Genomic DNA, 21,578 nt, shown 5'->3' on the forward strand with positions numbered 1-21,578 from the left:
GTCAGTCGTATGACTGACTCAGTGGCGCGGACGGCGGCCGGCAAACGGGAACGGCTGGCGGACGCGGCGGCCAAGGTCTTCCACGAACAAGGCGTGGAGAAGACCACCATCGCCGATATCGCGCGCGTGGCCGAGGTGCCGGTCGGCAATGTGTACTACTACTTCAAGACCAAGGATCAACTGGTTCAGGCCGCGATCGGCGCGCACACCCGCACCGCGCAGGAGATCATCGCGGCCCTCGAGCAATTCGACGCTCCCGCAGCACGATTGAAGGCCCTGGTGCGCGGCTGGGTCGAGCAGCGCGACCTGGTTGCCCAATACGGTTGCCCCTCCGGCTCGCTCGCCACCGAACTCGACAAGCGCGCCGACGGCCTCGACCGCGAACTGGCCGATGTCATGCGTGGCGTGCTGGATTGGATCGACACCCAGTTCGCGGCCTTGGGGCGCACGGATTCCCGCGAACTGGCGGTCGCCCTGCTGGCGGCCTATCAGGGAATCTCCGTGCTCACCAACACCTTCCGGGATCCGGCCATGATGGCGGCCGAGGGCGCGCGCCTGGAACGCTGGATCGACTCGCTCGTCCCCGCGACCTGAGCCCCGGCGGCCGGCCGGATTCGGTTCAGGCGGGCTGGGATTGGGCGGGGCGCACCGACCAGCGGCCCTCGTCGCGCAGGATGCGCACGGGGTGGTCGAAGCAGGCGCTGATGTCGGGCGTGGTGATGACGTCGTCGACGGGACCGGAAGCCAGGGCGCGGCCGTCGCGCAGCAGCATGGCGTGGGTGGTGCCGGGCGGGAGGTCCTCGAGGTGGTGGGTGACCAGGACCGACGCCAGGTCGGGATGGGTGCGCTGGAGCAGGTCGACGCTCTCCAGAAGTTGTTCGCGGCCTGCGAGATCCAGGCCGGTGGCGGGTTCGTCCAGCAGTAGCAGGCGGGGATTGGGCATGAGGGCGCGGGCGATGAGGGTGCGGCCGCGCTGGCCCTGCGAGAGGATGTCCCAGCTCGCGTCGCGGCGGTGGGCGAGGCCCAATAGTGCGATGAGCCGCTCGGCGTCGGCGAGTTGGGCGGGCGTGGGGTGCCAGCGCGGGATGAGGCCGGCGGTGTTGGTCGCGCCGGTGAGCACCACCTGGTGCACGGTCATCGGATCGCTGGGGGAGTGGCGCGGGTCGACGTGGCCGATGCCGGCGCGCAGGGCGCGCATATCGACGCGGCCCAGGCGGTGGCCCAGCACCTCCACGGTGCCGCGGGTCGGATGCTCGAACGCGCCGAGCATCTTCAGCAGCGTGGTCTTGCCCGCGCCGTTGGGTCCGAGCAGGGCCCAGTGCTCACCGGTGTGGACGGTGAGCGAAACCTCTTGCAGGATGGGGTTTCCGCTGCGCACCACCGTCACGTCCACCACGTTCAGCACCGAGTCGCTCATGCGCCCACGGTAGCAAATTCCTCAGACAAGTTGAGGAGTGATCTGCGTCGCCCGGGTGGCGCGGGCGCAGCGCTGTGTAGGGTGGCGGCATGGCGATCGACGCGGTGCTGTTCGATTTCTCCGGCACGGTTTTCCGGTTCGAGGAGGCCGCGTTCCACGATGCGCGGCTCACCGATGTCGACGGCCGCCTGCTCGACACTCATGAGATCGCCGAGATCATGCGGCGGCTGACCGCGCCGGTCGAGCAGATCGTGCGGTTCGACGATGAGGGCCAATCCGCCTGGGAGAGCCGGGATCTCGACCCAGTGCTGCACCGGCGCGCGTACCTGGAAGTGCTCCGCCAGACCGGTGTGCCGGACGAGCAGGCACGCCAGGTCTATCAACTGCTGCTCGACCCGGACGCCTGGACGCCCTACCCCGACACCGGGGACGTGCTGCGCGCCCTGCACGAGAACGGGGTGCGCGTGGGCATCGTCAGCAATATCGCCTTCGACATCCGCCCGGCCTTCGCCGATCGCGGCTGGGATCGATATATCGGCAACTTCGCGTTGTCGTTCGAAGTCGGCGCGATCAAGCCCGATACCCGCATCTTCAAATCCGCGCTCGACCACCTCGGTGCGACTCCCGCCGACACGCTCATGGTCGGTGACAGCGAGGAGGCCGACGGCGGCGCACGCGCCCTGGGCTGCGCGTTCGCGCTGGTAGAGCCGCTGCCCACCGACGAGCGGCCGGATGGCCTCTGGAATGCCGTGCGCGCGCACGGGCTGCTGACCACCTAACGTCCGGACCGGATGGTTTGTGTCCCGCTTCACCCTTGCCGTCGACTGATTGACGATATATCGTCGATATCAACAAACAGAACGACGAGCCTGAAGGAGGCACGACCATGGAACACATGGACAACACAGAGCGGGGTCGCGGCCCCTGGCGGCGACTGCGCGCCGAAGAGCAGCAGGGCCCCGAACATCCGCGGATGCGTCGCGGCGGACCTCGCGGTCCGCGTGGGGAATTCGGCGGGCGCGGCGATTTCGGCCCGCACCGGCACGGCCACGGCCGTGGTGGGTTCGGCCCCGAGTTCGGTCCCGGCGGCTTCGGCCCGGGCGGTTTCGGTCCCGGTCCGCATTTCGGTCGCGGACGCGGCCGCGGCGGGCGCGGCCGGCGCGGTGACGTGCGCGCCGCCGTGCTCCTGCTGCTGCAGGAACGACCCATGCACGGCTACGAGCTGATCCAGCAGATCCGCGAGAAGAGCCAGGACGTGTGGCGGCCCAGCCCGGGCTCCATCTACCCCGCGCTCGCTCAGCTCGAGGACGAGGGCCTGGTCATCATCGAGAAGGTGGCGGGTCGAAAGACGGCCAAGCTCACCGAATCCGGTGTCGAATACGTCGAGGCCCACAAGTCCGAACTCGGCGATCCCTGGCAGGACGTCAAGGACGGCGTCGGCGATCAGGCGCTGGATCTGCGCGGCCTCGTCGGGCAGCTGATGGGCGCGGTCGCACAGGTCGCCGCCGTCGGCACCCCCGAGCAGGCGGCCAAGGCGGCCGAGGTGCTCACCGAGGCGCGCCGGTCGCTCTACCGGATCCTCGCCGAGGACGACACACCCGAAAAGTAATGGCTCCGAATCACCGGCCCCCACTGGGACTTTCGGCCTGGTAACCGCCAAGATTATGACATGGGACAACAGCGCCCCATGGAATCTTGTGACATGGGACAACAGAGGAGCCGGACGCGCGGGCTACGCCGCGCGGCACCGGTGGGGGTGATGGCGCTGGCGGCCGCCGTGATCGGCCTGGCCGCCACACCGACGGGGACACTCGCACAGGCCGAACCGGCCGTGAACTCGGTACTGAAGGTACCGACGCAACAGGGGCCGCCACAGACCGAACATCTGGCGGCGGCCCGCTATCTCAAGGAGCATCCGGACGCGGCGCCCCAGGGCGCCAACGACTTCGGGTGCAAACCGTCCGCCGAGCATCCGCGCCCGGTGATCTTCGCGCACGGCACCGACTCGTCCGCGTACTCCGACTGGTCGGGCCTCGCGCCGCTGGTCGCGCAGCGCGGGATCTGCGTGTTCGCGCTCGATTACGGCGGCAATCCGGCCAAGGACACCTTCGGCACCGAGGATGTGTGGGTCAGCTCCGCGCAGATCGGCGTCTTCGTCGATCAGGTGCTCGCCGCCACCGGCGCCACCCAGGTGGATCTCGTCGGATTCTCGCAGGGCGCCAGCGTGACTCGCTACTGGATCAACAAGCTCGGCGGCGCGCCGAAGGTCGGGCAGTGGATCGGGCTGGCCTCGCCCAGCTACGGCGGCGTCATGTACGGGCTGGTCCCGATCGCCGACGCGGTGCCGGGCATCTACCAGGTCGTCGAACTCGGGTCTTCGCTCGCAGCGGTGCAGCAGGCGGCCGGCGCGCCGTTCATCGTGGACCTCAACGCCGGCGGCGACACGGTGCCGGGTGTGACTTACACGACCATCGGCAGCCGGGTGGATGAGATGATCCAGCCCAACACCAATATCGCGCTGCACGGCGCGGGCGCCACCAACATCGTGCTGCAGAATCTGTGCGCCGACGATCTGACCGGGCATTTCCACATGGTCTACGACCCGTACGTGCAGCAACTGGTGGCCAATCTGCTCGATCCCGCGCACGCCGTGACACCGGCCTGCGTGCCGGTCGCCCTCGGCACCGGCATCAGCGATGTCGTGTTGGCGGCGCATTCCTGAACAGGGTGGTCACGGGCGTCCGTAAACTGAGATGTCCGTATTCGCGAGCTATCGGGAGCTGCCCGTGACCATCCAGCCTGTCCGCCTGTTCGGCGATCCGATCCTGCGCGCCCGCGCGGCGGAGGTGCAGACGTTCGACCGGGAAGTGCGCCAGCTGGTCACCGACCTCATCGACACCATGTACGAGAGCGGGGGCGTCGGCATGGCGGCCCCGCAGGTCGGTGTCGGGCTGCGGGTTTTCGTCTACGACACCGGTGACGCGCAGGGGCATCTGATCAACCCCAGCTTCGAGGTGATCGGCGAGGAGACCCAGACCGGGCCCGAGGGCTGCCTGTCGATTCCCGGGGTGCGCTTCGACGTCACCCGGCCGCTGACCGTGCTCGCGCGCGGCGTCGACCTGGACGGCAAGCCGGTGGAGTTCCGGGCCGAAGGGCTGCTGGCGCGCTGCGTGCAGCACGAGACCGACCACCTCGACGGGGTGCTGTTCCTGCAGCGGCTCGACCCCGATTCGCGCAAGGAAGCCATGCGCGCCATGCGCGAATCGTCTTGGTTCACCCAGGGAATCACGGTGCTGCCCGCCGCCGAGATCGGTGGCGCGCGCAGCAAGGAACGGAGCCGCTGATATGCGTCTGGTCTTCGCGGGCACACCCGAACCGGCGGTGCCGTCGCTGCGGCGACTCATCGAATCCGAGCGGCACGAGGTGGTCGGGGTGGTGACCCGGCCCGACGCGGTGGCCGGGCGCGGCCGCAAGGTCACCCGCTCGCCGATCGGGCGGCTGGCCGACGAACACGGCATTCCGGTGTTCACGCCGCGCAAGCCGTCCGAACCCGAATTCGTCGAGCAGCTCACCGCTTTGGACCCCGACTGCTGCCCGGTGGTCGCCTACGGTGCGCTGCTGCCGGAGCAGGTGTTGAGCCTGCCGCGCCACGGCTGGATCAATCTGCACTTCTCGCTGCTGCCCGCCTGGCGCGGCGCGGCCCCGGTGCAGGCGGCGCTGCTGGCCGGTGACGAATACACCGGCGCGTCCACCTTCCGCATCGAGAAAGGTCTCGACACCGGGCCGGTGTTCGGCACCATGACCGAGAAGATCGCCACCGGCGACACCGCGGGCATCCTGCTCGAGCGGCTCGCCGAAGCGGGTGCCGCACTGCTGGAATCCACCCTCGATGGCGTGGAAGACGGTACGGTGCAGGCGGTTCCGCAGTCCCCGGACGGCGTCTCCTACGCCCCCAAGATCGACCCCGAGGCCGGCCGCATTCGCTGGGACGAGCCCGCCCTGGCCATCGGCCGCCGCATCCGCGCGGTCACCCCCGCCCCGGGCGCGTGGACCGAACTCGACGGCAAACGCCTGAAATTGGCGCCCGTCGAACTGGTCGAGGAGAGTCTCCCCACCGGCACCCTCGAACTGCGCAAGACCGGCGTCTACGTCGGCACCGCCACCACCGCGGTGCGCCTCACCGAGATCCAACCCCCGGGCAAGCGCATGATGCCCGCCCTCGACTGGGCCCGCGGCGCCCGCCTCGAGCCGGGCACGGTGTTCGCGTGACCCGCCCGGAAAACGAAGGCCGCCACGGCGATTCGCCGGGTGACGCCCCGCGCCGCCCCTTCCGCCGCTCCGCGGCCAACACTTCGTCCGCCGACGCGAACCCCCGTGATCGCGGCAGCGCGCCCGAAGGAGACCAGCGCCGCGGCTTCCGCCGCAACAGCGGTGACTCCGCTGCGGGCGAACGCAATTCGAGCGCCGACCGCTCCGCCGCCGGTCGACGCGGCGAGTCCTCCGGCGCCGGTCGTAACAGTGGCTGGGACCGCAGCGTCTCCGGCGGACGCGGATTCTCCGATAAGGGCGGCGATTCGGGCAAGGGTGGCGCGGATCGGCCGCAGGGCGGGCGAGGCGAGCGACGCTACGACGACCGGCGCGGTGGATACGGCGGCCGCGATTCGGAAGCCGACCGGCCGGGTGGGCAGCGTGGCGCGAGTCGTGGCGAGCGGCGCGGCGACAGCGAGCGCGGGGGATACGCGGGCGACCGGAACGGCCGCGGCGCGGGCGCTGGGCGACGCGACGACGACAGGTTCGGCGGTCGTGCGCGCAGCAGCAATGAGCAGCAGCCGGGCGCATCGTCGCGCAGTGGCGGTGAGCAGCAGCGGGGCGTGTCGTCTCGCGGTGGCCGGGGTGGCGCTGGGCGGCAGGGAGATTCGCGGGCGCGGCGGTCGGGGGAGAGTGAGTCGCGGGGGGTGAGTGCGGCGGCGCGGCGGGCGGAGAAGGCGGGGGCGGATCCGGTGCGGGTTGTGGCGCGGGATGTGCTGCGGGCGGTGCGGGAGCGGGACGCGTACGCGAATCTGGTGCTGCCGGGGTTGTTGCGGGAGCGCAAGATCAGTGGGCGGGACGCGGCGCTGGCCACCGAGTTGACGTATGGGGCTTCGCGGTCGCAGGGGTTGCTGGACGCGGTGATCGCGGATTGCGCGGGACGGGCGGTCGAGGAGATCGACGGGCCGCTGCTGGATGCGTTGCGGTTGGGGACGTATCAGTTGCTGCGCACGAGGATCGGGGCGCACGCCGCGGTCGACACGTCGGTGGCGCTGGTGCGCGCGGAGTACGGGCAGGGGCGGGCCGGGTTCGTGAACGCGGTGCTGCGGCGGGTCGCCGAGCGCACGCCCGAGGAGTGGGTGCAGCGACTCGCGCCGTCGGATCCGCTGGGGCACTTGGCCTTCGAGTACGCGCATCCGGTGTGGATCGCCCAGGCGTTCGCGGACGCACTCGGCGCCGACGCCGGTGAGCTACGCGACGTGCTCGAGGCCGACGACGCCCGGCCCGCCGTACATCTGGTGGCGCGGCCGGGCGATATCACCGCCGAGGAGCTGGCTTTGGTCACCGGCGGCGAGGAGGGCCGCTGGTCGCCGTACGCGGTGTACCTCGACGGCGGTGATCCGGCGAAGCTGGAACCGGTCCGCGAGGGCATGGCCGCAGTGCAGGACGAGGGCAGTCAGCTGGTGGCGCTGGCCGTCACTCGCGCACCCCTCGAAGGTCCGGACACCGGCCGCTGGCTGGATCTGTGTGCGGGCCCGGGCGGCAAGACAGCGCTGCTGGCCGCGCTCGCCGATATCGACGGCTTCCACGTCGACGCCGTCGAACCCGCCGAGCACCGTGCGCAATTGGTGCGTCAGGCCACCAACGGCCTCCCGGTCGACGTGCATGTCGCCGACGGCCGCGACAGCGGTCTGACTCCGGGCTTCGACCGCATCCTCGTCGATGCCCCGTGCACCGGCCTGGGTGCGCTGCGCCGCCGCCCGGAGGCACGCTGGCGCCGGCAGCCCTCGGACGTCCGCGACCTGGTCACCTTGCAGCGTGAACTCCTCACGGCCGCATGGGATCTCGTCCGGCCCGGCGGCGTGGTGGTCTACTCGACCTGCTCCCCGCACCTGTCGGAGACGGTCTCCGTGGTCGCCGACGTGGTCCGCCGCACCGGCGCGGAACAACTCGACACCCGCGAATTGGTCCCGGGCGTCCCGGAACTCGGCGACGGTCCGGGCGCGCAGCTGTGGCCGCACCGCCACGGCACCGACGCCATGTTCCTGGCCGCCCTGCGTAAACCACCGGCACCGCAATAGTTTCCGCCACGGGAGATGGCCCCGGCTCGACCGAGCCGGGGCCATCTCGTTCTGTTGTCATCCGCGCGGGTGGCAGGTTTCAGACCAGCAGTACCCGTCGGCCGCGCGTATGCCCCGCCTGGCTGTCCGCATGCGCGGCCGCGGCTTCGGCGAGCGGAAACGACCGGTCGATGGGCAGGTGCAGCTTCCCGCGCTCGAGGAGATCGACCGCCGCCGCCAACGCCTCCGGCATACTGCCGCCGACACCGGCGAAGCGGATTCCGAGCATCGGCGCTTCCAGATCGGCGATGGTGACGACCTTGTCCGGATCCCCGGTCAGGTCGAGCAGCCCGCGCAGCACGCCGCTGCCGTTGAGATCGAGTGCGGCATCGACCCGCCCGAACGCGCGCACGCGCTCGACCCAGCCGGGCCCGTAGGTGGTGGCGAGCGCGCCGAGACTGCGCAGATAGTCCTGGTTCGCGGGCCCGGCGGTCCCGATCACGGTGATTCCCCGGTCGCACGCGATCTGCACGACCGCCGACCCGACTCCGCCGGCCGCGCCGCTGACCACCAGCGTCTGCCCCGTCTGTACTCCGACCATGCGGAGGATCCGCAGCGCGGTCTCCACCACGGACGGGTACCCGGCGGCCTCGGCGAACCCGAGCCCTTCGGGCATGGGCGCCCACGAGCTGAGCACGGCGTACTCGGCGTAGGTACTCGCCCCACGCCCGAAAACCCTGTCGCCGACCGTGATTCCGGTGACCCCCGCGCCGATCTCGTCGACCACGCCCGCCGCGTCCTGTCCGACCCCGACCGGCAGTCGCAGGGGATTGATGCGCTGGAACTGCCCTTCGCGCACCCGCCAATCGTGGGGATTCACCCCCGCCGCCCGCACCGCGACGCGTATCTGGCCCGGACCCGCATGCGGCTCGGCGACCTCGGTCAGGTGCAGGACATCCGGAGTGCCGTATTCGGCGAAGCGCACTGCTCTCATGAATCGAACATAGAACTAACGGTTAGTGTTTCGCAACGGGTAGTTTTCACTAACTGCTCTTGTTACATACCTGCTAGCATCTCGGGCATGACCGTGCCGACCGGCCGCCGGGAGCGTAAGAAGGCGGCGACCCGCCAGAAGATCGCCGATACTGCTCGGGCGCTGTTCTTGGAACGCGGTTACGACGCGGTCGGAATTCGGGAGGTGGCCGCCGAAGCGGACGTGGCGGTGACGACCCTGTTCTCCCACTTCGCCTCGAAAGAGGCGCTGGTCTTCGAGCTGGACGAGGACTTCGAACAGCGCCTGATCCTGGCGGTCACCGGCCGTGCGCCCGGCGAACCGTTGATTCCCGCGCTCCAGCGGGAGATTCAGGCGATGGTGCGGCACTGCGCCGCCCCGGAGGCCGCGCCGATCTGGCAGCTCGTCGACGGCTCGCCCACGCTGCGGCAGTACGAGGAGTCGATGCGGCTGCGGCACGCGACCGCCCTGGCCGCCGCCATCGCCGCCGATCTGGGTGAGCCGGCCGCCTCGACCGGCTGCCAGGCCATCGCCCGCTTCGTGATCGACGCGTTCTCGCTGGCTCGCGAGTCGGCGCGGCCCGAAGCCACGGTGGACGAAGTCTTCCGGATGATCGAAGCGGCCTGGGCGGTCACCGGCCCGTCACGACAGGAAGTTTCGTAGTTCCGCGGCGACGAACTGCGGGTTCTCCTCGACCAGCCAGTGCCCGGCATGCGGAACATCCACGGCGCGAACGATATTGGTCACGCGCGGGACGATCGTGGCGCGAATGCCGTCGAGCTGGCCCTGGGCGGTCATGAGCAGTGCCGGGACGGCCGTGGGCGGGGCGGCGACGGTGTCGCGAACATCCTGATCGAGGGCCCGGTAGAGCTCGAACCCGGCGGTCAGGTTGCTGGGACGTCCGTAAGTACGGGCGTATTCGTCGATTTCGGCGGCGGTGAAGGGGGAGTGGTCGGAGGTCCCGCCGAAGGCCGTGCCGCCGTAGGCGACCTGCGGATAGAACAGCGACAGGTACTCGCGCACATGGTCCCCGACGACCGCTTCGGGCACTCGCCGCTGCGAGTGGAAAGCGATGTGCCAGCTCAGATTCCGATAGGCGGCCGCGTCGATCGCCGGACCGGGCAACGGCAGGTCGAGGTAGGCCAGCTGGGCGGTGTCGGCGGGATAGCGGGCGGCGTACTCGAAGGCCACCGCGGCCCCGAAATCGTGGCCGACCACCCGGGCGTCGCGGACGCCGAGCCGTTCGGCGATCAGATCGTGCACGTAGCGCGCCAGGGTGGCCTTGTCGTAGCCGGTCGGCGTGCCGGTGCTGTCGCCGAGGCCGGGCAGATCGATGGCGTAGACGGTGTGCTGTTCGGCCAGCGCGGGCATGATCGGCCACCAGCCGTACCAGGTCTGCGGCCACCCGTGGATCAGCACCACGGGCGAGCCGCTGCCGCCGGTCACGTAATGCATACGCACACCGTCGATTTCGGCGAACTCGTGCCGGAAGGAGCGCGCGAACGCGGGGTCGGCATGGGTGGCGGCGGCATACGGGGCGACGGCGGGAGTCGACGGCGCGCACGCCGCCGAGCCCACCGCGATCAGCACGGCGAGCAGGGCGATCGACAGTGCGCGGCCCGCTCGGCGAAGACCGTGCACCGGTCCGCGGAGTCGAGTTGTCCTGTGTTGCTTGCCTTCCGGCGGCGTGGTGCCGGCGTTCATGGGAGATCCTTCCGGTCGGGGACGCGGCCCAGTCTCGGCGCACCCACCCGCGGTTGGCACGCGATCTTGCGGTTTCGGCAAGATGGCCGGATGGACCGCGATATCGACGATGTGCTCGACGCCGTGGGACCGCGGCTGCGCGCCCTGCGCCGCACCCGCGGCCTCACCCTCGCCGAGTTGACGACGCGGACTGGGGTGTCGGAGAGCACGCTGTCGCGGCTGGAGAGCGGGCAGCGCCGCGCGACGCTGGAACTGCTGCTACTGCTGGCGCGCGCCTACGACGTGCCCCTCGACGATCTCGTCGGGGCGCCGCGCACCGGTGATCCGCGCATCCACCTCAAACCCGTCGGGCGCGCCGGAATGACCTATATCCCGCTGTCGCGCCGCCCCGGCGGTGTGCAGGCGTTCAAACTGCTCATTCCCGCTCAGCCCCGGCCGCTCGAGCCGACACCGCAAACCCATGCGGGCGTCGAATGGCTCTACGTGCTCAACGGGCGTCTGCGCCTGATCATCGGAGACCGGGAGATGACCCTGCCGGCCGGCGAGGCCGCGGAATTCGATACCTCGCAACCGCATTGGCTGGGCAGCGCCGACGGCGCGGCCGTCGAACTCCTGGTCCTGTTCGGTCTCGACGGCGTGCGCGCGCACGTTCACCCGCACGAGAACCGTTGACCCACAAGTGGTCTCGCGTCAGTCCGGGACGTTGCGGGCGAGTTCGTCGAGCCAGGCGGCGGCGGAGGCGTCACTGGGCGCCCGCCAATCGCCGCGCGGCGACAGCGAGCCGCCGGAGCCGACCTTGGGCGCGTTGGGCAGTGTGGAGCGCTTGAACTGGCTGGTCTGGATGAAGCAGCGCAGGAACTCCGCCAGCCAGTGCTTGACGGCGGCCAGATCGTATTCGTGGCGTTGATCGGCGGGCACGAGATCGGGCCAGCTGCCGCGGTCGCGATCCGACCAGGCGTGATGCGCCAGATACGCGATGCGGCTGGGCAGATCGCCGAAACGCAGCAGCTGGTAGAGGTGGAAGTCCTGCAATTCGTACGGGCCGACGCTGGCCTCGGAACTCTGCGCGGGCGCGTCACCGTCGCCGGGTACGAGTTCCGGCGAGATCTCGGTGGTGAGAATGGATTTCAGCACCTCACCCGCCTCGGAGCCCAGGCCGTCGGTCTCGATGGTCCAGGCCACCAGGTACTTGATCAGCGTCTTGGGTACCGAGGCGTTCACGCTGTAGTGCGCCATGTGATCGCCGACGCCGAACGTGCACCAGCCCAAGGCCAATTCGCTCAGATCGCCGGTGCCGATCACCAGCGCGTCGTGCATGTTGGCCAGCCGGAACAGATGCGAGGTCCGCTCCCCGGCCTGCACGTTCTCGTAGGTGATGTCGTACTGCGGAACACCTTCCGCGGCAGGATGATTCAGATCCTTCAGCATCTGAGTGGCGGAAGGCCGGATATCGGTCTCGTGCGCGGTCGCGCCCACCGCCCGCATGAGCCGCCGCGCGTCGTCGAGGGTGCGGCTGCTGGTGGCGAACCCGGGCATGGTGTAGGCCAGCACATTCGAGCGCGGCAGCCCCAGCCGGTCCATGGTCTTGGCGGCCACGATCAACGCCACCGTCGAATCCAGGCCGCCCGACACCCCGATCACCACCCGCTCGGAGCCGATGGCCGCCAGCCGGGAAGCCAGCCCCGCCACCTGAATGTTGTGCACCTCCGCGCAGCGCTCGTTGCGGCTGGCCGGATCGGCGGGAACATAAGGGAAGCGCGGGATTTCGCGCCGCAGCCGCACCCGCCCGGCCGGGATCGGCAATTCCAGCTCGACCCGGTGGAACCGGGCCAGCCGGTCGCGATGGTCGTGCACGGTGTCGGCGAAACTGGTCATGCGCAGCCGGTCGGCGGCCAGTCGCTGCAGATCCACATCCGCGGTCACCACCTGCGCCAGCTCGCCGAAGCGGTCGCCCTCGGCCAGCACGTCGCCGTTCTCGCAGATCAATGCCTGCCCGTCCCAGGCCATATCGGTGGTCGATTCCCCGTTCCCGGCGGCCGAATACAGATAGGCGGCCATGTATAGCGCCGAATGCGACCCGCACAGGTCACGCCGGAAGTCGGCCTTGCCGACGACGATATTGCTGGCCGACAGGTTCACCAGCACGCTCGCGCCCGCCAGTGCGGCGAAACCGCTGGGCGGCAACGGCACCCAGCCGTCCTCGCAGATCTCGAGATGGAACACGAAGCCCGGCACATTCGTCGCGGTGAACAGCAGATCCGCGCCGAACGGCACCCGCTGCCCGGCGATCTCGACATGGTCGTCGAGCGCCTCACGGGCCGCCGCGAACTGCCGCTTCTCGTAGAACTCGCGATAGTTGGGCAGATAGCTCTTGGGCGCGGCGCCCAGCACGCGGCCCCCGTGGATCACGATGCCGCAGTTGAACAGTCGCCCCTGCGCCCGCACCGGCGCGCCTACCACCAGGACGGTGTCGATGCTCGCGCTCTCGGCGACGAGCCGTTCGAGCGCCTCCCGCACCGCCGCGTCGAGCGCGTCCTGATGGAACAGGTCGTCGGCGGTGTAGCAGGAGATTCCCAGCTCCGGGAACACCGTGAGCACCGCGTGCTCGTCGGCGGCGCGCCGCGCCAGCAGCAGCGTCTGCTCGGCATTGAAGCCCGGATCGGCGACCCGCACCGGCGGCACCGCCACCGCGACGCGCGCGAACCCGTGCCGATACAGCGATTCGAACGGCGGTTGCTGTGCCACTACCGACCCCTTCGCGTCCGGCCATGATGATCATGGTTCCGATTCGGAATCTACTCATCCGGCCGGTGACGAGACACCGGCCACGCCGGAATCACTCCCGGGCGGACTGCTCCCGCAGGCGTGCCAGCGTTTTCGCCAGGATCCGCGAGACGTGCATCTGGGAGATACCCATCTGCTGAGCGATCTGGGTCTGGGTCATGGACTCGAAGAAACGCATGGTGAGAATGCGCCGTTCGCGTTCGGGCAGCCCCGCCAGCAGCGGGCGGATGGCGACGTACTCCTCGACCCGGTCGAACTGCGACTCCTCCTCGCCGAGCGTGTCCAGCAGCGACGCCTCGGTGTCGCGGCCGACGGAGACCGCGTCGATACTGCTGGGCTGGTAGGCGTTTCCGGCGATGACCGCCTGGGTGACCTCGTCGGCGTCGATGCCCAGTTCGGCGGCGATCTCCTTGGCCGTGGGGGAGCGGCCCAGCTGCTGCGACAGCGCGTCGATGGCCGAGCCGATGCGCAGATGAGTTTCCTTGACACGCCGCGGGACTCGCATGGCCCAGGTGTTGTCGCGGAAATACCGGCGCACCTCACCCATGATGGTCGGGACCGCGAAGGACAGGAAATTCGAGCCGCGCGAGATGTCGAAACGGTCCACCGCGTGCACCAGACCCACCCGCGCGACCTGGGTCAGATCGTCGAAAGGCTCACCGCGCCCGCTGAACTTGCGGGCGATGTGATCCGCGAGCGGGATGCAGCGATTGATCAGCTGGGTGCGCAGCGCGGCCCGCTGCCCGGATTCCGGTGCGGCGGCGGCGAGTTGCTCGAACAGCGCGCTGACATCGTCGTAGCCGGAGACGCTGCGGGCGACCTCCTCGGCCTCCTCGGCGTCGACGGTCTCCTCGACCTCGTCGACGTCCTCGCCATTGGTCTCGGCGCCGGTGGCCTCACCGCCGGTGGTCTCGGCGCCGGATGCGTTGGCGCCGTGCGGTTCCTCGGACTCGGGGTCCGCGCGGTGGTCCGGGTCGGGCGGGGTGGAGTCGGGGGTGGATGCGAACACGTCAGCTCCGTCGATCACTACGCCTTCCCCCGGACCCGCCGGAACTCCACGGCCGTCGGGTATCCGGAGAGCGTCGCGTCGAAGGGTTGCTGGTCGGCGGTGACCTCGTCCGACAGCGTGCGCAGCACATGCCAGCCGAAACTGCGCTGATCCGGCAGTCCCTCGGCGGCGGCGGTGCCGCTGACCCGCACGATCAGATCGGTGTCGCCGACGGTGAACTTGCAGCGCAGGGTGGTGCCGGGCGCGGCCAGCGCGATCAGGGTGGAGGCGGCCTCGTCGACCGCGAGGCGGATGTCGGCCACCTCGTCGAGGGTGAAATCGCTGAGTAGCACCAGGGTTTCGGCGAGTCCGCGCACGATGGGCAACTGGGAGACGGAGGCGGCGACGCCGATCTCGACCGGTGTCGCACGCAGTCCTTGTTCCGCCGAAATGTTGATCACCTTGTCAAGGCTACCCATTCCGGCGCGCGGCAATCAGCCATATCCCGGGATACAGCTCTGCCCTGTCTTGGGATCGGACCGTGTCCGGCGGCCGATAGACTGCGCGCTGTGTGCACCTCCTCCTCGCCTTTTCAGCGGCCCGCCCCGATGATCGCCCCGTCCATCCTGTCCGCCGACTTCGCGCGCCTGGCCGATGAGCTGGCGGCCATCGAGGGCGCCGACTGGGTGCACGTCGATGTGATGGACAACCATTTCGTGCCGAACCTGACACTGGGCCTGCCGATCGTGCAGAGCCTGCTGAAGGTCACCGACATTCCGATGGACTGCCATCTGATGATCGAGAATCCGGAACGCTGGGCCCCGGGCTACGCGGAGGCCGGCGCCTACAACGTCACCTTCCACGCCGAGGCCACCGACAATCCGATCGCGGTGGCGCGCGACATCCGCGCGGCGGGTGCGAAGGCGGGCCTGTCGGTGAAGCCGAACACCCCGATCGAGCCCTACCTCGAGATTTTGCGGGAATTCGACACCCTGCTGGTGATGAGTGTCGAACCCGGTTTCGGCGGACAGTCTTTCATCGCGCACGTGCTCGACAAGGCCAAGCAGGTGCGCCGCCTGGTCGATGCCGGCGAGCTGCGCCTGGTGGTGGAGATCGACGGCGGCATCAATATGGACACCATCGAACAGGCCGCCGAGGCGGGCGTGGACTGCTTCGTCGCCGGATCCGCGGTGTACGGGACCCCGGACCCGGCCGCGACGGTGGAAGTCTTGCGGCAGAAGGCGATCGCGGTCGACGCCGCACTGAGTCAGCGCCGCACCCAGTCACCGCCGCAGTAGCGCCTCGATCACCGTTTCCAGCGGCGGCACACTGTCGATGGCGTCGGGGGACTGGATCCAGGTCCGGTAGCCGGTCCGCTCGTCGTCGGCGGACGGGAGCACGACCTGGGCGCCCGGGCAGGCGACGGTGGCGTAGAGCCGGAACAGCGCCGCCGCCGTGGATTTTCCGAGGGCGCCCGGGCGGGCTGGACCGGTGATGAAGGTCCAGCGCCGAGCGCGGGGATGATGCACGACCGGCCCGGCCAGTTCGGCCTGGGCGAGCCGCTGCTGGACGCGTTCGCCGAGGTCGGCGGGCATGGTGATGGCGCCGTAGCGCGCGCCTATCTCCAACAGGATGTGCCGTGAGGCCGGGTCTATCGATGCCGGCAGGTGAAAATCGCGGCGATACCGTACGCAGCGAAGTTCGAGTGTCGAATCGAGAAACGTCGTCACGCCGCACCCCCATCTGTGCCGAATGTGTTGTCTGCCACCTGGATCCGACCCGCGCGGGGTCCAACCTTCCTTCGGTTCGAATGCTTGCGGTGAGCGCCGCCGGCCGGGAGGCCGGAGGCCGTGAAACCTGAAATGTGAAACCCTGAAAGTTGAACTATTGGAATCGGCTGCATAACAATCTTGCGACCATTTTTGGTTCTGCGCAAGATTCTGGTGTAGGCGAGTCGCGGATTGGGTACGAAGACCTGTTGACGCAGGTCAGCCAGTGCAAAGAACCGGGAAATTCGGACTTTCGATTGGGCATCCCGGTTAATTCGGACAAATTTCGGATCGCGAGTCGGCTAATGCCGGAGGTCGTTTGTCTTCCGGTCTCCAACGCTCCAGTGAACAAGGCCCTATGTCGTCTACGACCCCGCGTCGTTAGGCTGAGGGGCGCGGCCGTCCGCCGACGGGAATACCGCCCGTGGTGCGGGCTGTTGCCGCAAGCGGAACGCACAGGCGAGCAGGGAGAGGCAGGCATGTTCACAGGCATCGTCGAGGAGCTGGGCGAGATCGTCGCCACCGAACAGGTGGACGATTCGGCGCGACTCACCATCCGCGGCCCCCTGGTCACCTCCGATGCCGGGCACGGGGATTCGATCGCCGTCAACGGCGTCTGCCTCACCGTCGTCGACCAGCAGGTCGAGGGCGACACCTTCACCGTCGACGTGATGGCCGAGACCCTGCACCGCTCCAGCATCGGCGGCCTGAGCGTCGGCTCGCGGGTCAACCTGGAACGCGCCGCCGCCGTCGACAGCCGCCTCGGCGGCCACATCGTGCAGGGCCACGTCGACGGCACCGGCACCATCGTCTCCCACACCCCCTACGAGAACTGGGAGGTGGTGCGAATCTCCTTGCCCGACAGCATCGCTCGCTACGTCGTGGAGAAGGGCTCCATCACCGTCGACGGCATCTCGCTGACCGTCTCCGGCCTCGGCATCGCCCCCGAGGCATACGCCGACGGCGCCAAGGACTGGCTCGAGGTCTCCCTCATCCCCACCACCCGCGAGCTCACCACCCTCGGCACCGCCCCGGTCGGCACCGTCGTGAACCTCGAGGTCGACATCATCGCCAAGTACGTGGAGCGCCTCGTGCAGCGCGGCTGATCTCCCGATGGCCGGGAGTCGACGCAAAACGGGCACGATGGCTGCCCTACTGTTAGGGGGCACCTAAATCGAGATGGAGCACAACAGACGTGACCAGGTTCGACACCATCGAGCGCGCAGTCGCCGACATCGCCGCCGGTAAGGCGGTCGTCGTCGTCGACGACGAGGGCCGGGAGAACGAGGGCGACCTCATCTTCGCCGCGGAGAAGGCGACACCGGAGCTGGTGGCCTTCATGATCCGCTACACCTCCGGTTACATCTGTGTGCCGCTCACCGGGGACGACTGCGATCGGCTGGGCCTGCCCCCGATGTACGCGGTCAACCAGGACAAGCACGGCACCGCCTACACCGTCGCCGTCGATGCCCGCGTCGGCATCACCACCGGCATCTCCGCCGCCGACCGCGCCACCACCATGCGCGTGCTGGCCGACCCGAGCGCCAAATCCGACGATCTGACCCGTCCGGGTCACGTGGTTCCGTTGCGCGCCAAGGACGGTGGCGTGCTGCGCCGCCCCGGCCACACCGAGGCCGCCATCGATCTGGCCCGCATGGCCGGGCTCAGCCCCGCCGGCGTCATCTGCGAGATCGTGTCGCAGAAGAACGAGGGCGATATGGCGCGCACCGACGAGCTGCGCGTGTTCGCCGACGAACACGATCTGGCGCTGATCTCCATCGCCGACATGATCGCCTGGCGTCGCCGCAACGAGAAGCACGTCAAGCAGGTCGCGGAAGCCAAGCTGCCCACCGAGTTCGGTGATTTCCGGGCTATCGGCTACGAGAGCGAATACGACGACGCCGAGCACGTCGCCCTGGTGATGGGTGATATCGGCGACGGCCGCGACGTGCTGGTGCGCGTGCACTCCGAATGCCTCACCGGCGATGCCTTCGGCTCGCTGCGCTGCGACTGCGGCCCGCAGCTGGACGCCGCGCTGGCGATGATCGCCGAGCAGGGCCGCGGCGTGCTGCTCTACATGCGCGGCCACGAGGGCCGCGGCATCGGGCTGCTGCACAAGCTGCAGGCCTACCAGCTGCAGGACGGCGGCGACGACACCGTCGACGCCAACCTCAACCTGGGCCTGCCCGCCGACGCCCGCGACTACGGCATCGGCGCGCAGATCCTCGCCGATCTCGGCATCACCTCCATGCGGCTGCTGACCAACAACCCGGACAAGCGCGCGGGCATCGAGGGCTACGGCCTGTCCATCAGCGAGCGGGTCGCCATGCCGGTGCGCGCCAACAAGCACAATCTGCGCTATCTCCGCACCAAGCGGGACCGGATGGGGCACGACCTGGTCGGCCTGGAAGACTTGGATCTGGGCGAAACCGCGAACTGAGCGCCGGTTCGCGCTGACCGACTACCGAGAGGGCGTATCACGATGAGCGGTACCGGCGTACCGAGCTTCGAGCTCGCCGATGCCAAGGATCTCAAGCTGGGGATCGTGGCCTCGCGCTGGCACACCACCATCTGCGACGCACTGGTCGCGAACGCGGAGCGGACCGCGCGCGCCGCGGGCGTCTCCGATATCACCGTGGTCCGCGTCGCCGGCGCCATGGAACTGCCGGTGGTGGCGCAGGCGCTGGCCCGCACCCATGACGCCGTGGTGGCGCTGGGTGTCGTGATCCGCGGCGGCACACCGCATTTCGAGTACGTGTGCGATTCGGTCACCGCCGGTCTGACCCGGGTGTCGCTGGACGAGAGCACCCCGGTCACCAATGGCGTGCTGACGGTGAACACCGAGGAGCAGGCCCTGGATCGGGCGGGCCTGGCGGGATCGGCGGAGAACAAGGGCGAGCAGGCCGCCGCGGCCGCCCTCGACGCCGCGCTCACCCTGCGCGAACTCACCCAGACCGTCTGAGCCATGCCGGACACGACGACTCCCGAATGGGACCTCGAGGTACGCCCGCACCGCGCCATCCGCACCGTGCGCATCGTGGCCGCCGTGCTGGCCGCCATCTTCGTCTTCGGCGGCATCGTGCTGCGGCACGGCTCGACCGGCGTGAACTTCCGGGTCTCCGACCAGATCGGCCTGGCGCTGTTCGGCCTGGTGCTCGCCGGCGCGGTGCTGACCCTGACCCGGCCCCGGGTGCGCGTCGGCAAGCGCGGCGTCGTGGTCCGCAATATCGTGGGCGACAACGAGTTCCGGTGGCAGGACATCCGCGGGATCTCCTTCCCGGACAAGAAGTCCTGGGCGCGACTGGAACTCGCCCACGACGAGTACGTCCCCATGATGGCCATCCGCTCCAACGACCGCATGCGCGCCGCCGAGGCCATGGACCGCTTCCGGGAACTCGGCGCCAAGTACAGCGCCGAGAACCAGAGCTAGGCCGCGACCACCGCTAGCGCGGGCTGCCGAGGACCGCGCCCTCGCGGCGCGGGTCGGCGCCGCCGATCCAGCCGCTGCCGTCGCGGACCAGGGCCGACAGACCGCTGGATTGCGGTGCGACCGAGACCTGATCGCCCTCCTGGCGCAGTTGCTGCACGAGCGGATCGTGGTCGCCGTTGTCGGCGGCCGCGACGGCGGGATGTTCACCGCCCAGGTAGGTGGTGGGGGTGTTGGCGGCCCCGAAGTCGATCATGGAGACCGCCTGCTGCGGGTCCATGCCCCAATCCAGCACGCCCACCAGGGTTTTCACCACGAACTGGATGATGACCGAGCCGCCGGGGGATCCGGTGACCATGTGCAGCCCGCCGCGCGAGCCGTCGGGGTTGCGGTCGAACACGAGGGTGGGCGCCATCGAGCTGCGGGGGCGTTTGCCGGGGTCGAGGCGGTTGGCGACGGGTGCGCCGTCCTTGTCCACGGGTTCGGCGGAGAAGTCGGTGAGCTGGTTGTTGAGGATGAAGCCGTCGACGAAATGGAAAGAGCCGAAGGCGGATTCGACGGTGGTGGTCATGGCGGCGGCATTGCCGTACTTGTCGACGATGGAGATGTGGCTGGTGCCGTGTTCGGGCTGCTGCAGGCCGTTGCCCACCGGCACGGGGCCGAAGTCGCCGGGTTTGGCGGTGCCGAGGCTCTTGTGCGGGTCGATGAGCGCCGCGCGCTGCTTGAGATAGTTCGGGTCCAGCAGCTTGTCGGGTGAATTGCCCGGCAGCGGAACGAAATCGGAGTCGGCGATGTACTTGTCGCGGTCGGCGTAGGCGAGGCGTTCGGCCTCGGCGATCAGGTGCACCGCCTCGGCGGTGGGCTTGCCGCCGTCGCGGGCCTTGTCACCATTGCCGGACAGATCGGTTGGTTTCATGGCCGAGAGGTCGAAGTTGGACAGAATGCCCAGGGCGGATTCCACGGTGATGCCGCCCGAGGACGGGTTGGGCATGCCGCAGATCTGGTGATCGCGGTAGGGCGAGCAGACCGCGGTGCGCTTCTTGGCCTGATAGGACTGCAGATCCGCCAGGGACAGCAGGCCCGGGGTGCGCGAGGCGGAGGTGGTGGCGGTGGTGTCGACGATATCGGCGGCGATGGCCCCGGTGTAGAAGGCGTTCGGTCCGTCGGTGGCGATGGCCGAGAGCGTCTTGACGAACGCCGGATTGGTCAGCTTGGTCCCCGCGGTCTTCGGGCTGCCGTCCGACTGCAGGAAATACGCCTTGGCGTTGTCGTCGCGGGCCAGGTCCGCCTTGGATTCGCCGATCTGCTCGGCCATCCGCGGGGAGATCTCGAAGCCCTGATCGGCCAGGTTGATGGCCGGGGTGAACAGGTCCTTCCAGGGCTGCCTACCGTGCTCGTTGTGCGCCAGCTCCAGCAGTCGCAGCACGCCGGGCACGCCGATCGAGCGGCCGCTGGCGCGCGCGTTCGGTTGCGGCACAGTGTGAACCGCGGCGCTGATGTAGCGCAGGTAGTCCGGGGTGGCGGCGGCGGGGGCGGTTTCGCGCCCGTCGTAGGCGTCCACGGTCTTGGCGGTGTTGTCGTAGTACATCAGGAACGCGCCGCCGCCGATCCCGGTGGCTTGCGGTTCGACCAGGTTGAGCACGGTCTGCGCCACGATGAGCGCGTCCGCGGCGGTGCCGCCGTCGCGCAACACCTTGCAGGCGGCTTCCGTGGCAACGGGATTGGCGGTCGAGACCGCGAAATCGCCGGTGCGCACCGGGGTCATGCCGGTGCGGAAACCGGTGGCGACCTCCGGGTTCAGCGACAGGTTGGTGCTGGTGGGCCCGGCCGGGATGCCCGAGGTGACGGGAGTTCCGTTGCGGGACACCGTGCATGACGCGGTCTGGTTCGTCGAGGACGAACACGCGGTGGCCAATCCGGCTAGCAGTAGCAGGGCGGCAGCGCCGCTCCCGATTCGTCGCAAGCGCCTCATGATCGGACTCTAGCGCCGCGGGGCCGCGGGGGAAGGGCTTTGGCGAGGTGCGGGCGATCCGCGCGGGGCAGCGGTTTCGCGGCAATCCCGACAAACAAAACCAGTTGGTCGCTTGACCGGCCGGATTCGCCGAATGGTCATGGGCCCGGAGCGCCGATGTGATCCTCAGCAAACGGCAAGGTACCCTCAGGCTGCCT

The 21,578-nt window shown here is 69.3% G+C and carries 22 protein-coding genes; 14 read left to right on the forward strand and 8 right to left on the reverse strand.

Annotation, left to right across the window (positions count from 1 at the left end):
* Nucleotides 1-9 precede the first annotated feature (9 nt).
* Nucleotides 10-594: a TetR/AcrR family transcriptional regulator gene (locus D7D52_RS11905; RefSeq protein WP_120736367.1), complete on the forward strand. Its 585-nt coding sequence runs from the start codon at nucleotides 10-12 to the stop codon at nucleotides 592-594.
* 25 nt (nucleotides 595-619) lie between these two features.
* On the opposite strand, the gene D7D52_RS11910 is transcribed toward D7D52_RS11905, so the two are convergent.
* Entirely contained in the window at nucleotides 620-1,417 is a 798-nt protein-coding gene (locus D7D52_RS11910) for an ABC transporter ATP-binding protein (protein ID WP_120736368.1), read from the reverse strand.
* Nucleotides 1,418-1,506: 89 nt separating this feature from the next.
* Here D7D52_RS11910 and D7D52_RS11915 point away from each other — a divergent pair, with 89 nt between their 5' ends.
* From D7D52_RS11915 to D7D52_RS11940, 6 genes are all read left to right on the forward strand, one after another.
* Entirely contained in the window at nucleotides 1,507-2,196 is a 690-nt protein-coding gene (locus D7D52_RS11915; RefSeq protein WP_120736369.1) for an HAD family hydrolase, read from the forward strand.
* 116 nt (nucleotides 2,197-2,312) lie between these two features.
* Complete coding sequence (locus D7D52_RS11920; RefSeq protein ID WP_425464624.1) at nucleotides 2,313-3,026, forward strand: PadR family transcriptional regulator; 714 nt, start codon at nucleotides 2,313-2,315, stop codon at nucleotides 3,024-3,026.
* Nucleotides 3,027-3,119: 93 nt separating this feature from the next.
* Entirely contained in the window at nucleotides 3,120-4,139 is a 1,020-nt protein-coding gene (locus D7D52_RS11925; RefSeq protein WP_246023813.1) for a lipase family alpha/beta hydrolase, read from the forward strand.
* A 31-nt stretch (nucleotides 4,140-4,170) separates the two neighbouring features.
* Nucleotides 4,171-4,761 (forward strand): peptide deformylase, encoded by a 591-nt coding sequence (def, locus tag D7D52_RS11930; RefSeq protein WP_246023814.1) that lies wholly within the window; start codon nucleotides 4,171-4,173, stop codon nucleotides 4,759-4,761.
* A gap of 1 nt (nucleotide 4,762) precedes the next feature.
* Nucleotides 4,763-5,686, forward strand: a complete 924-nt coding sequence (gene fmt / locus D7D52_RS11935) for a methionyl-tRNA formyltransferase (RefSeq protein WP_120736371.1) — start codon at nucleotides 4,763-4,765, stop codon at nucleotides 5,684-5,686.
* A 686-nt stretch (nucleotides 5,687-6,372) separates the two neighbouring features.
* Nucleotides 6,373-7,746 (forward strand): RsmB/NOP family class I SAM-dependent RNA methyltransferase, encoded by a 1,374-nt coding sequence (locus D7D52_RS11940; protein ID WP_246023989.1) that lies wholly within the window; start codon nucleotides 6,373-6,375, stop codon nucleotides 7,744-7,746.
* A gap of 79 nt (nucleotides 7,747-7,825) precedes the next feature.
* Here the strand turns inward: D7D52_RS11940 and D7D52_RS11945 are convergent, their stop codons facing one another.
* The gene (locus D7D52_RS11945) at nucleotides 7,826-8,719 is read right to left on the reverse strand and encodes an NADP-dependent oxidoreductase (RefSeq protein ID WP_120736372.1); all 894 of its coding nucleotides are present in this window, start codon (nucleotides 8,717-8,719) and stop codon (nucleotides 7,826-7,828) included.
* Nucleotides 8,720-8,806: 87 nt separating this feature from the next.
* Here D7D52_RS11945 and D7D52_RS11950 point away from each other — a divergent pair, with 87 nt between their 5' ends.
* Nucleotides 8,807-9,400 carry a TetR/AcrR family transcriptional regulator gene (locus tag D7D52_RS11950; RefSeq protein ID WP_120736373.1) on the forward strand — a complete coding sequence of 198 codons (594 nt, stop codon included), beginning with the start codon at nucleotides 8,807-8,809 and terminating at the stop codon, nucleotides 9,398-9,400.
* On the opposite strand, the gene D7D52_RS11955 is transcribed toward D7D52_RS11950, so the two are convergent.
* The gene (locus tag D7D52_RS11955) at nucleotides 9,380-10,441 is read right to left on the reverse strand and encodes an alpha/beta fold hydrolase (protein ID WP_120736374.1); all 1,062 of its coding nucleotides are present in this window, start codon (nucleotides 10,439-10,441) and stop codon (nucleotides 9,380-9,382) included. The genes D7D52_RS11950 and D7D52_RS11955 overlap by 21 nt on opposite strands.
* Before the next feature lie 90 nt (nucleotides 10,442-10,531).
* Here D7D52_RS11955 and D7D52_RS11960 point away from each other — a divergent pair, with 90 nt between their 5' ends.
* Nucleotides 10,532-11,113, forward strand: a complete 582-nt coding sequence (locus D7D52_RS11960) for a helix-turn-helix domain-containing protein (RefSeq protein ID WP_120736375.1) — start codon at nucleotides 10,532-10,534, stop codon at nucleotides 11,111-11,113.
* Nucleotides 11,114-11,131: 18 nt separating this feature from the next.
* On the opposite strand, the gene D7D52_RS11965 is transcribed toward D7D52_RS11960, so the two are convergent.
* The 3 genes from D7D52_RS11965 to D7D52_RS11975 form a co-directional block, all read right to left on the reverse strand.
* A complete protein-coding gene (locus D7D52_RS11965; protein WP_120736376.1) occupies nucleotides 11,132-13,186 on the reverse strand; it encodes an NAD(+) synthase in 2,055 nt (684 codons plus the stop codon).
* 91 nt (nucleotides 13,187-13,277) lie between these two features.
* Nucleotides 13,278-14,006, reverse strand: coding sequence for an RNA polymerase sigma factor SigF (locus D7D52_RS11970; protein WP_246023990.1), 729 nt, complete (start codon nucleotides 14,004-14,006; stop codon nucleotides 13,278-13,280).
* 245 nt (nucleotides 14,007-14,251) lie between these two features.
* Entirely contained in the window at nucleotides 14,252-14,674 is a 423-nt protein-coding gene (locus D7D52_RS11975) for an ATP-binding protein (RefSeq protein WP_120736377.1), read from the reverse strand.
* A gap of 147 nt (nucleotides 14,675-14,821) precedes the next feature.
* Here D7D52_RS11975 and rpe point away from each other — a divergent pair, with 147 nt between their 5' ends.
* Nucleotides 14,822-15,511 carry a ribulose-phosphate 3-epimerase gene (gene rpe / locus D7D52_RS11980; RefSeq protein ID WP_120736378.1) on the forward strand — a complete coding sequence of 230 codons (690 nt, stop codon included), beginning with the start codon at nucleotides 14,822-14,824 and terminating at the stop codon, nucleotides 15,509-15,511.
* On the opposite strand, the gene D7D52_RS11985 is transcribed toward rpe, so the two are convergent.
* Nucleotides 15,497-15,841, reverse strand: a complete 345-nt coding sequence (locus D7D52_RS11985) for a hypothetical protein (RefSeq protein ID WP_246023816.1) — start codon at nucleotides 15,839-15,841, stop codon at nucleotides 15,497-15,499. The genes rpe and D7D52_RS11985 overlap by 15 nt on opposite strands.
* A gap of 620 nt (nucleotides 15,842-16,461) precedes the next feature.
* Here D7D52_RS11985 and D7D52_RS11990 point away from each other — a divergent pair.
* The 4 genes from D7D52_RS11990 to D7D52_RS12005 all read left to right on the forward strand — a co-directional run bounded on the left by D7D52_RS11990 (nucleotide 16,462) and on the right by D7D52_RS12005 (nucleotide 19,412).
* A complete protein-coding gene (locus tag D7D52_RS11990) occupies nucleotides 16,462-17,088 on the forward strand; it encodes a riboflavin synthase (RefSeq protein ID WP_120736380.1) in 627 nt (208 codons plus the stop codon).
* Between the two features lie 89 nt (nucleotides 17,089-17,177).
* Nucleotides 17,178-18,422: a bifunctional 3,4-dihydroxy-2-butanone-4-phosphate synthase/GTP cyclohydrolase II gene (locus D7D52_RS11995; protein ID WP_120736381.1), complete on the forward strand. Its 1,245-nt coding sequence runs from the start codon at nucleotides 17,178-17,180 to the stop codon at nucleotides 18,420-18,422.
* Nucleotides 18,423-18,464: 42 nt separating this feature from the next.
* Nucleotides 18,465-18,944: a 6,7-dimethyl-8-ribityllumazine synthase gene (ribH, locus tag D7D52_RS12000; protein WP_120736382.1), complete on the forward strand. Its 480-nt coding sequence runs from the start codon at nucleotides 18,465-18,467 to the stop codon at nucleotides 18,942-18,944.
* A gap of 3 nt (nucleotides 18,945-18,947) precedes the next feature.
* The gene (locus D7D52_RS12005) at nucleotides 18,948-19,412 is read left to right on the forward strand and encodes a PH domain-containing protein (protein WP_120736383.1); all 465 of its coding nucleotides are present in this window, start codon (nucleotides 18,948-18,950) and stop codon (nucleotides 19,410-19,412) included.
* 13 nt (nucleotides 19,413-19,425) lie between these two features.
* Here D7D52_RS12005 and ggt read toward each other — a convergent pair whose 3' ends face one another.
* Nucleotides 19,426-21,381, reverse strand: a complete 1,956-nt coding sequence (gene ggt / locus D7D52_RS12010) for a gamma-glutamyltransferase (RefSeq protein WP_120736384.1) — start codon at nucleotides 21,379-21,381, stop codon at nucleotides 19,426-19,428.
* Nucleotides 21,382-21,578: the final 197 nt, after the last annotated feature.

The organism is Nocardia yunnanensis (assembly GCF_003626895.1).
Classification (GTDB): Bacteria; Actinomycetota; Actinomycetes; order Mycobacteriales; family Mycobacteriaceae; genus Nocardia; species Nocardia yunnanensis.

Excerpts from the sequence above, each read along its gene's own strand:
- D7D52_RS11945 (WP_120736372.1), bottom strand. The coding sequence starts at position 8,719 with ATGAGAGCAGTGCGCTTCGCCGAATACGGCACTCCGGATGTCCTGCAC.
- D7D52_RS12005 (WP_120736383.1), top strand. The coding sequence starts at position 18,948 with ATGCCGGACACGACGACTCCCGAATGGGACCTCGAGGTACGCCCGCAC.
- fmt (WP_120736371.1), top strand. The coding sequence starts at position 4,763 with ATGCGTCTGGTCTTCGCGGGCACACCCGAACCGGCGGTGCCGTCGCTG.
- D7D52_RS11910 (WP_120736368.1), bottom strand. The coding sequence starts at position 1,417 with ATGAGCGACTCGGTGCTGAACGTGGTGGACGTGACGGTGGTGCGCAGC.
- D7D52_RS11950 (WP_120736373.1), top strand. The coding sequence starts at position 8,807 with ATGACCGTGCCGACCGGCCGCCGGGAGCGTAAGAAGGCGGCGACCCGC.
- ggt (WP_120736384.1), bottom strand. The coding sequence starts at position 21,381 with ATGAGGCGCTTGCGACGAATCGGGAGCGGCGCTGCCGCCCTGCTACTG.
- D7D52_RS11960 (WP_120736375.1), top strand. The coding sequence starts at position 10,532 with ATGGACCGCGATATCGACGATGTGCTCGACGCCGTGGGACCGCGGCTG.
- D7D52_RS11920 (WP_425464624.1), top strand. The coding sequence starts at position 2,313 with ATGGACAACACAGAGCGGGGTCGCGGCCCCTGGCGGCGACTGCGCGCC.
- D7D52_RS11925 (WP_246023813.1), top strand. The coding sequence starts at position 3,120 with ATGGGACAACAGAGGAGCCGGACGCGCGGGCTACGCCGCGCGGCACCG.
- rpe (WP_120736378.1), top strand. The coding sequence starts at position 14,822 with ATGATCGCCCCGTCCATCCTGTCCGCCGACTTCGCGCGCCTGGCCGAT.
- D7D52_RS11915 (WP_120736369.1), top strand. The coding sequence starts at position 1,507 with ATGGCGATCGACGCGGTGCTGTTCGATTTCTCCGGCACGGTTTTCCGG.
- D7D52_RS11905 (WP_120736367.1), top strand. The coding sequence starts at position 10 with ATGACTGACTCAGTGGCGCGGACGGCGGCCGGCAAACGGGAACGGCTG.
- def (WP_246023814.1), top strand. The coding sequence starts at position 4,171 with ATGTCCGTATTCGCGAGCTATCGGGAGCTGCCCGTGACCATCCAGCCT.
- D7D52_RS11990 (WP_120736380.1), top strand. The coding sequence starts at position 16,462 with ATGTTCACAGGCATCGTCGAGGAGCTGGGCGAGATCGTCGCCACCGAA.
- ribH (WP_120736382.1), top strand. The coding sequence starts at position 18,465 with ATGAGCGGTACCGGCGTACCGAGCTTCGAGCTCGCCGATGCCAAGGAT.
- D7D52_RS11955 (WP_120736374.1), bottom strand. The coding sequence starts at position 10,441 with ATGAACGCCGGCACCACGCCGCCGGAAGGCAAGCAACACAGGACAACT.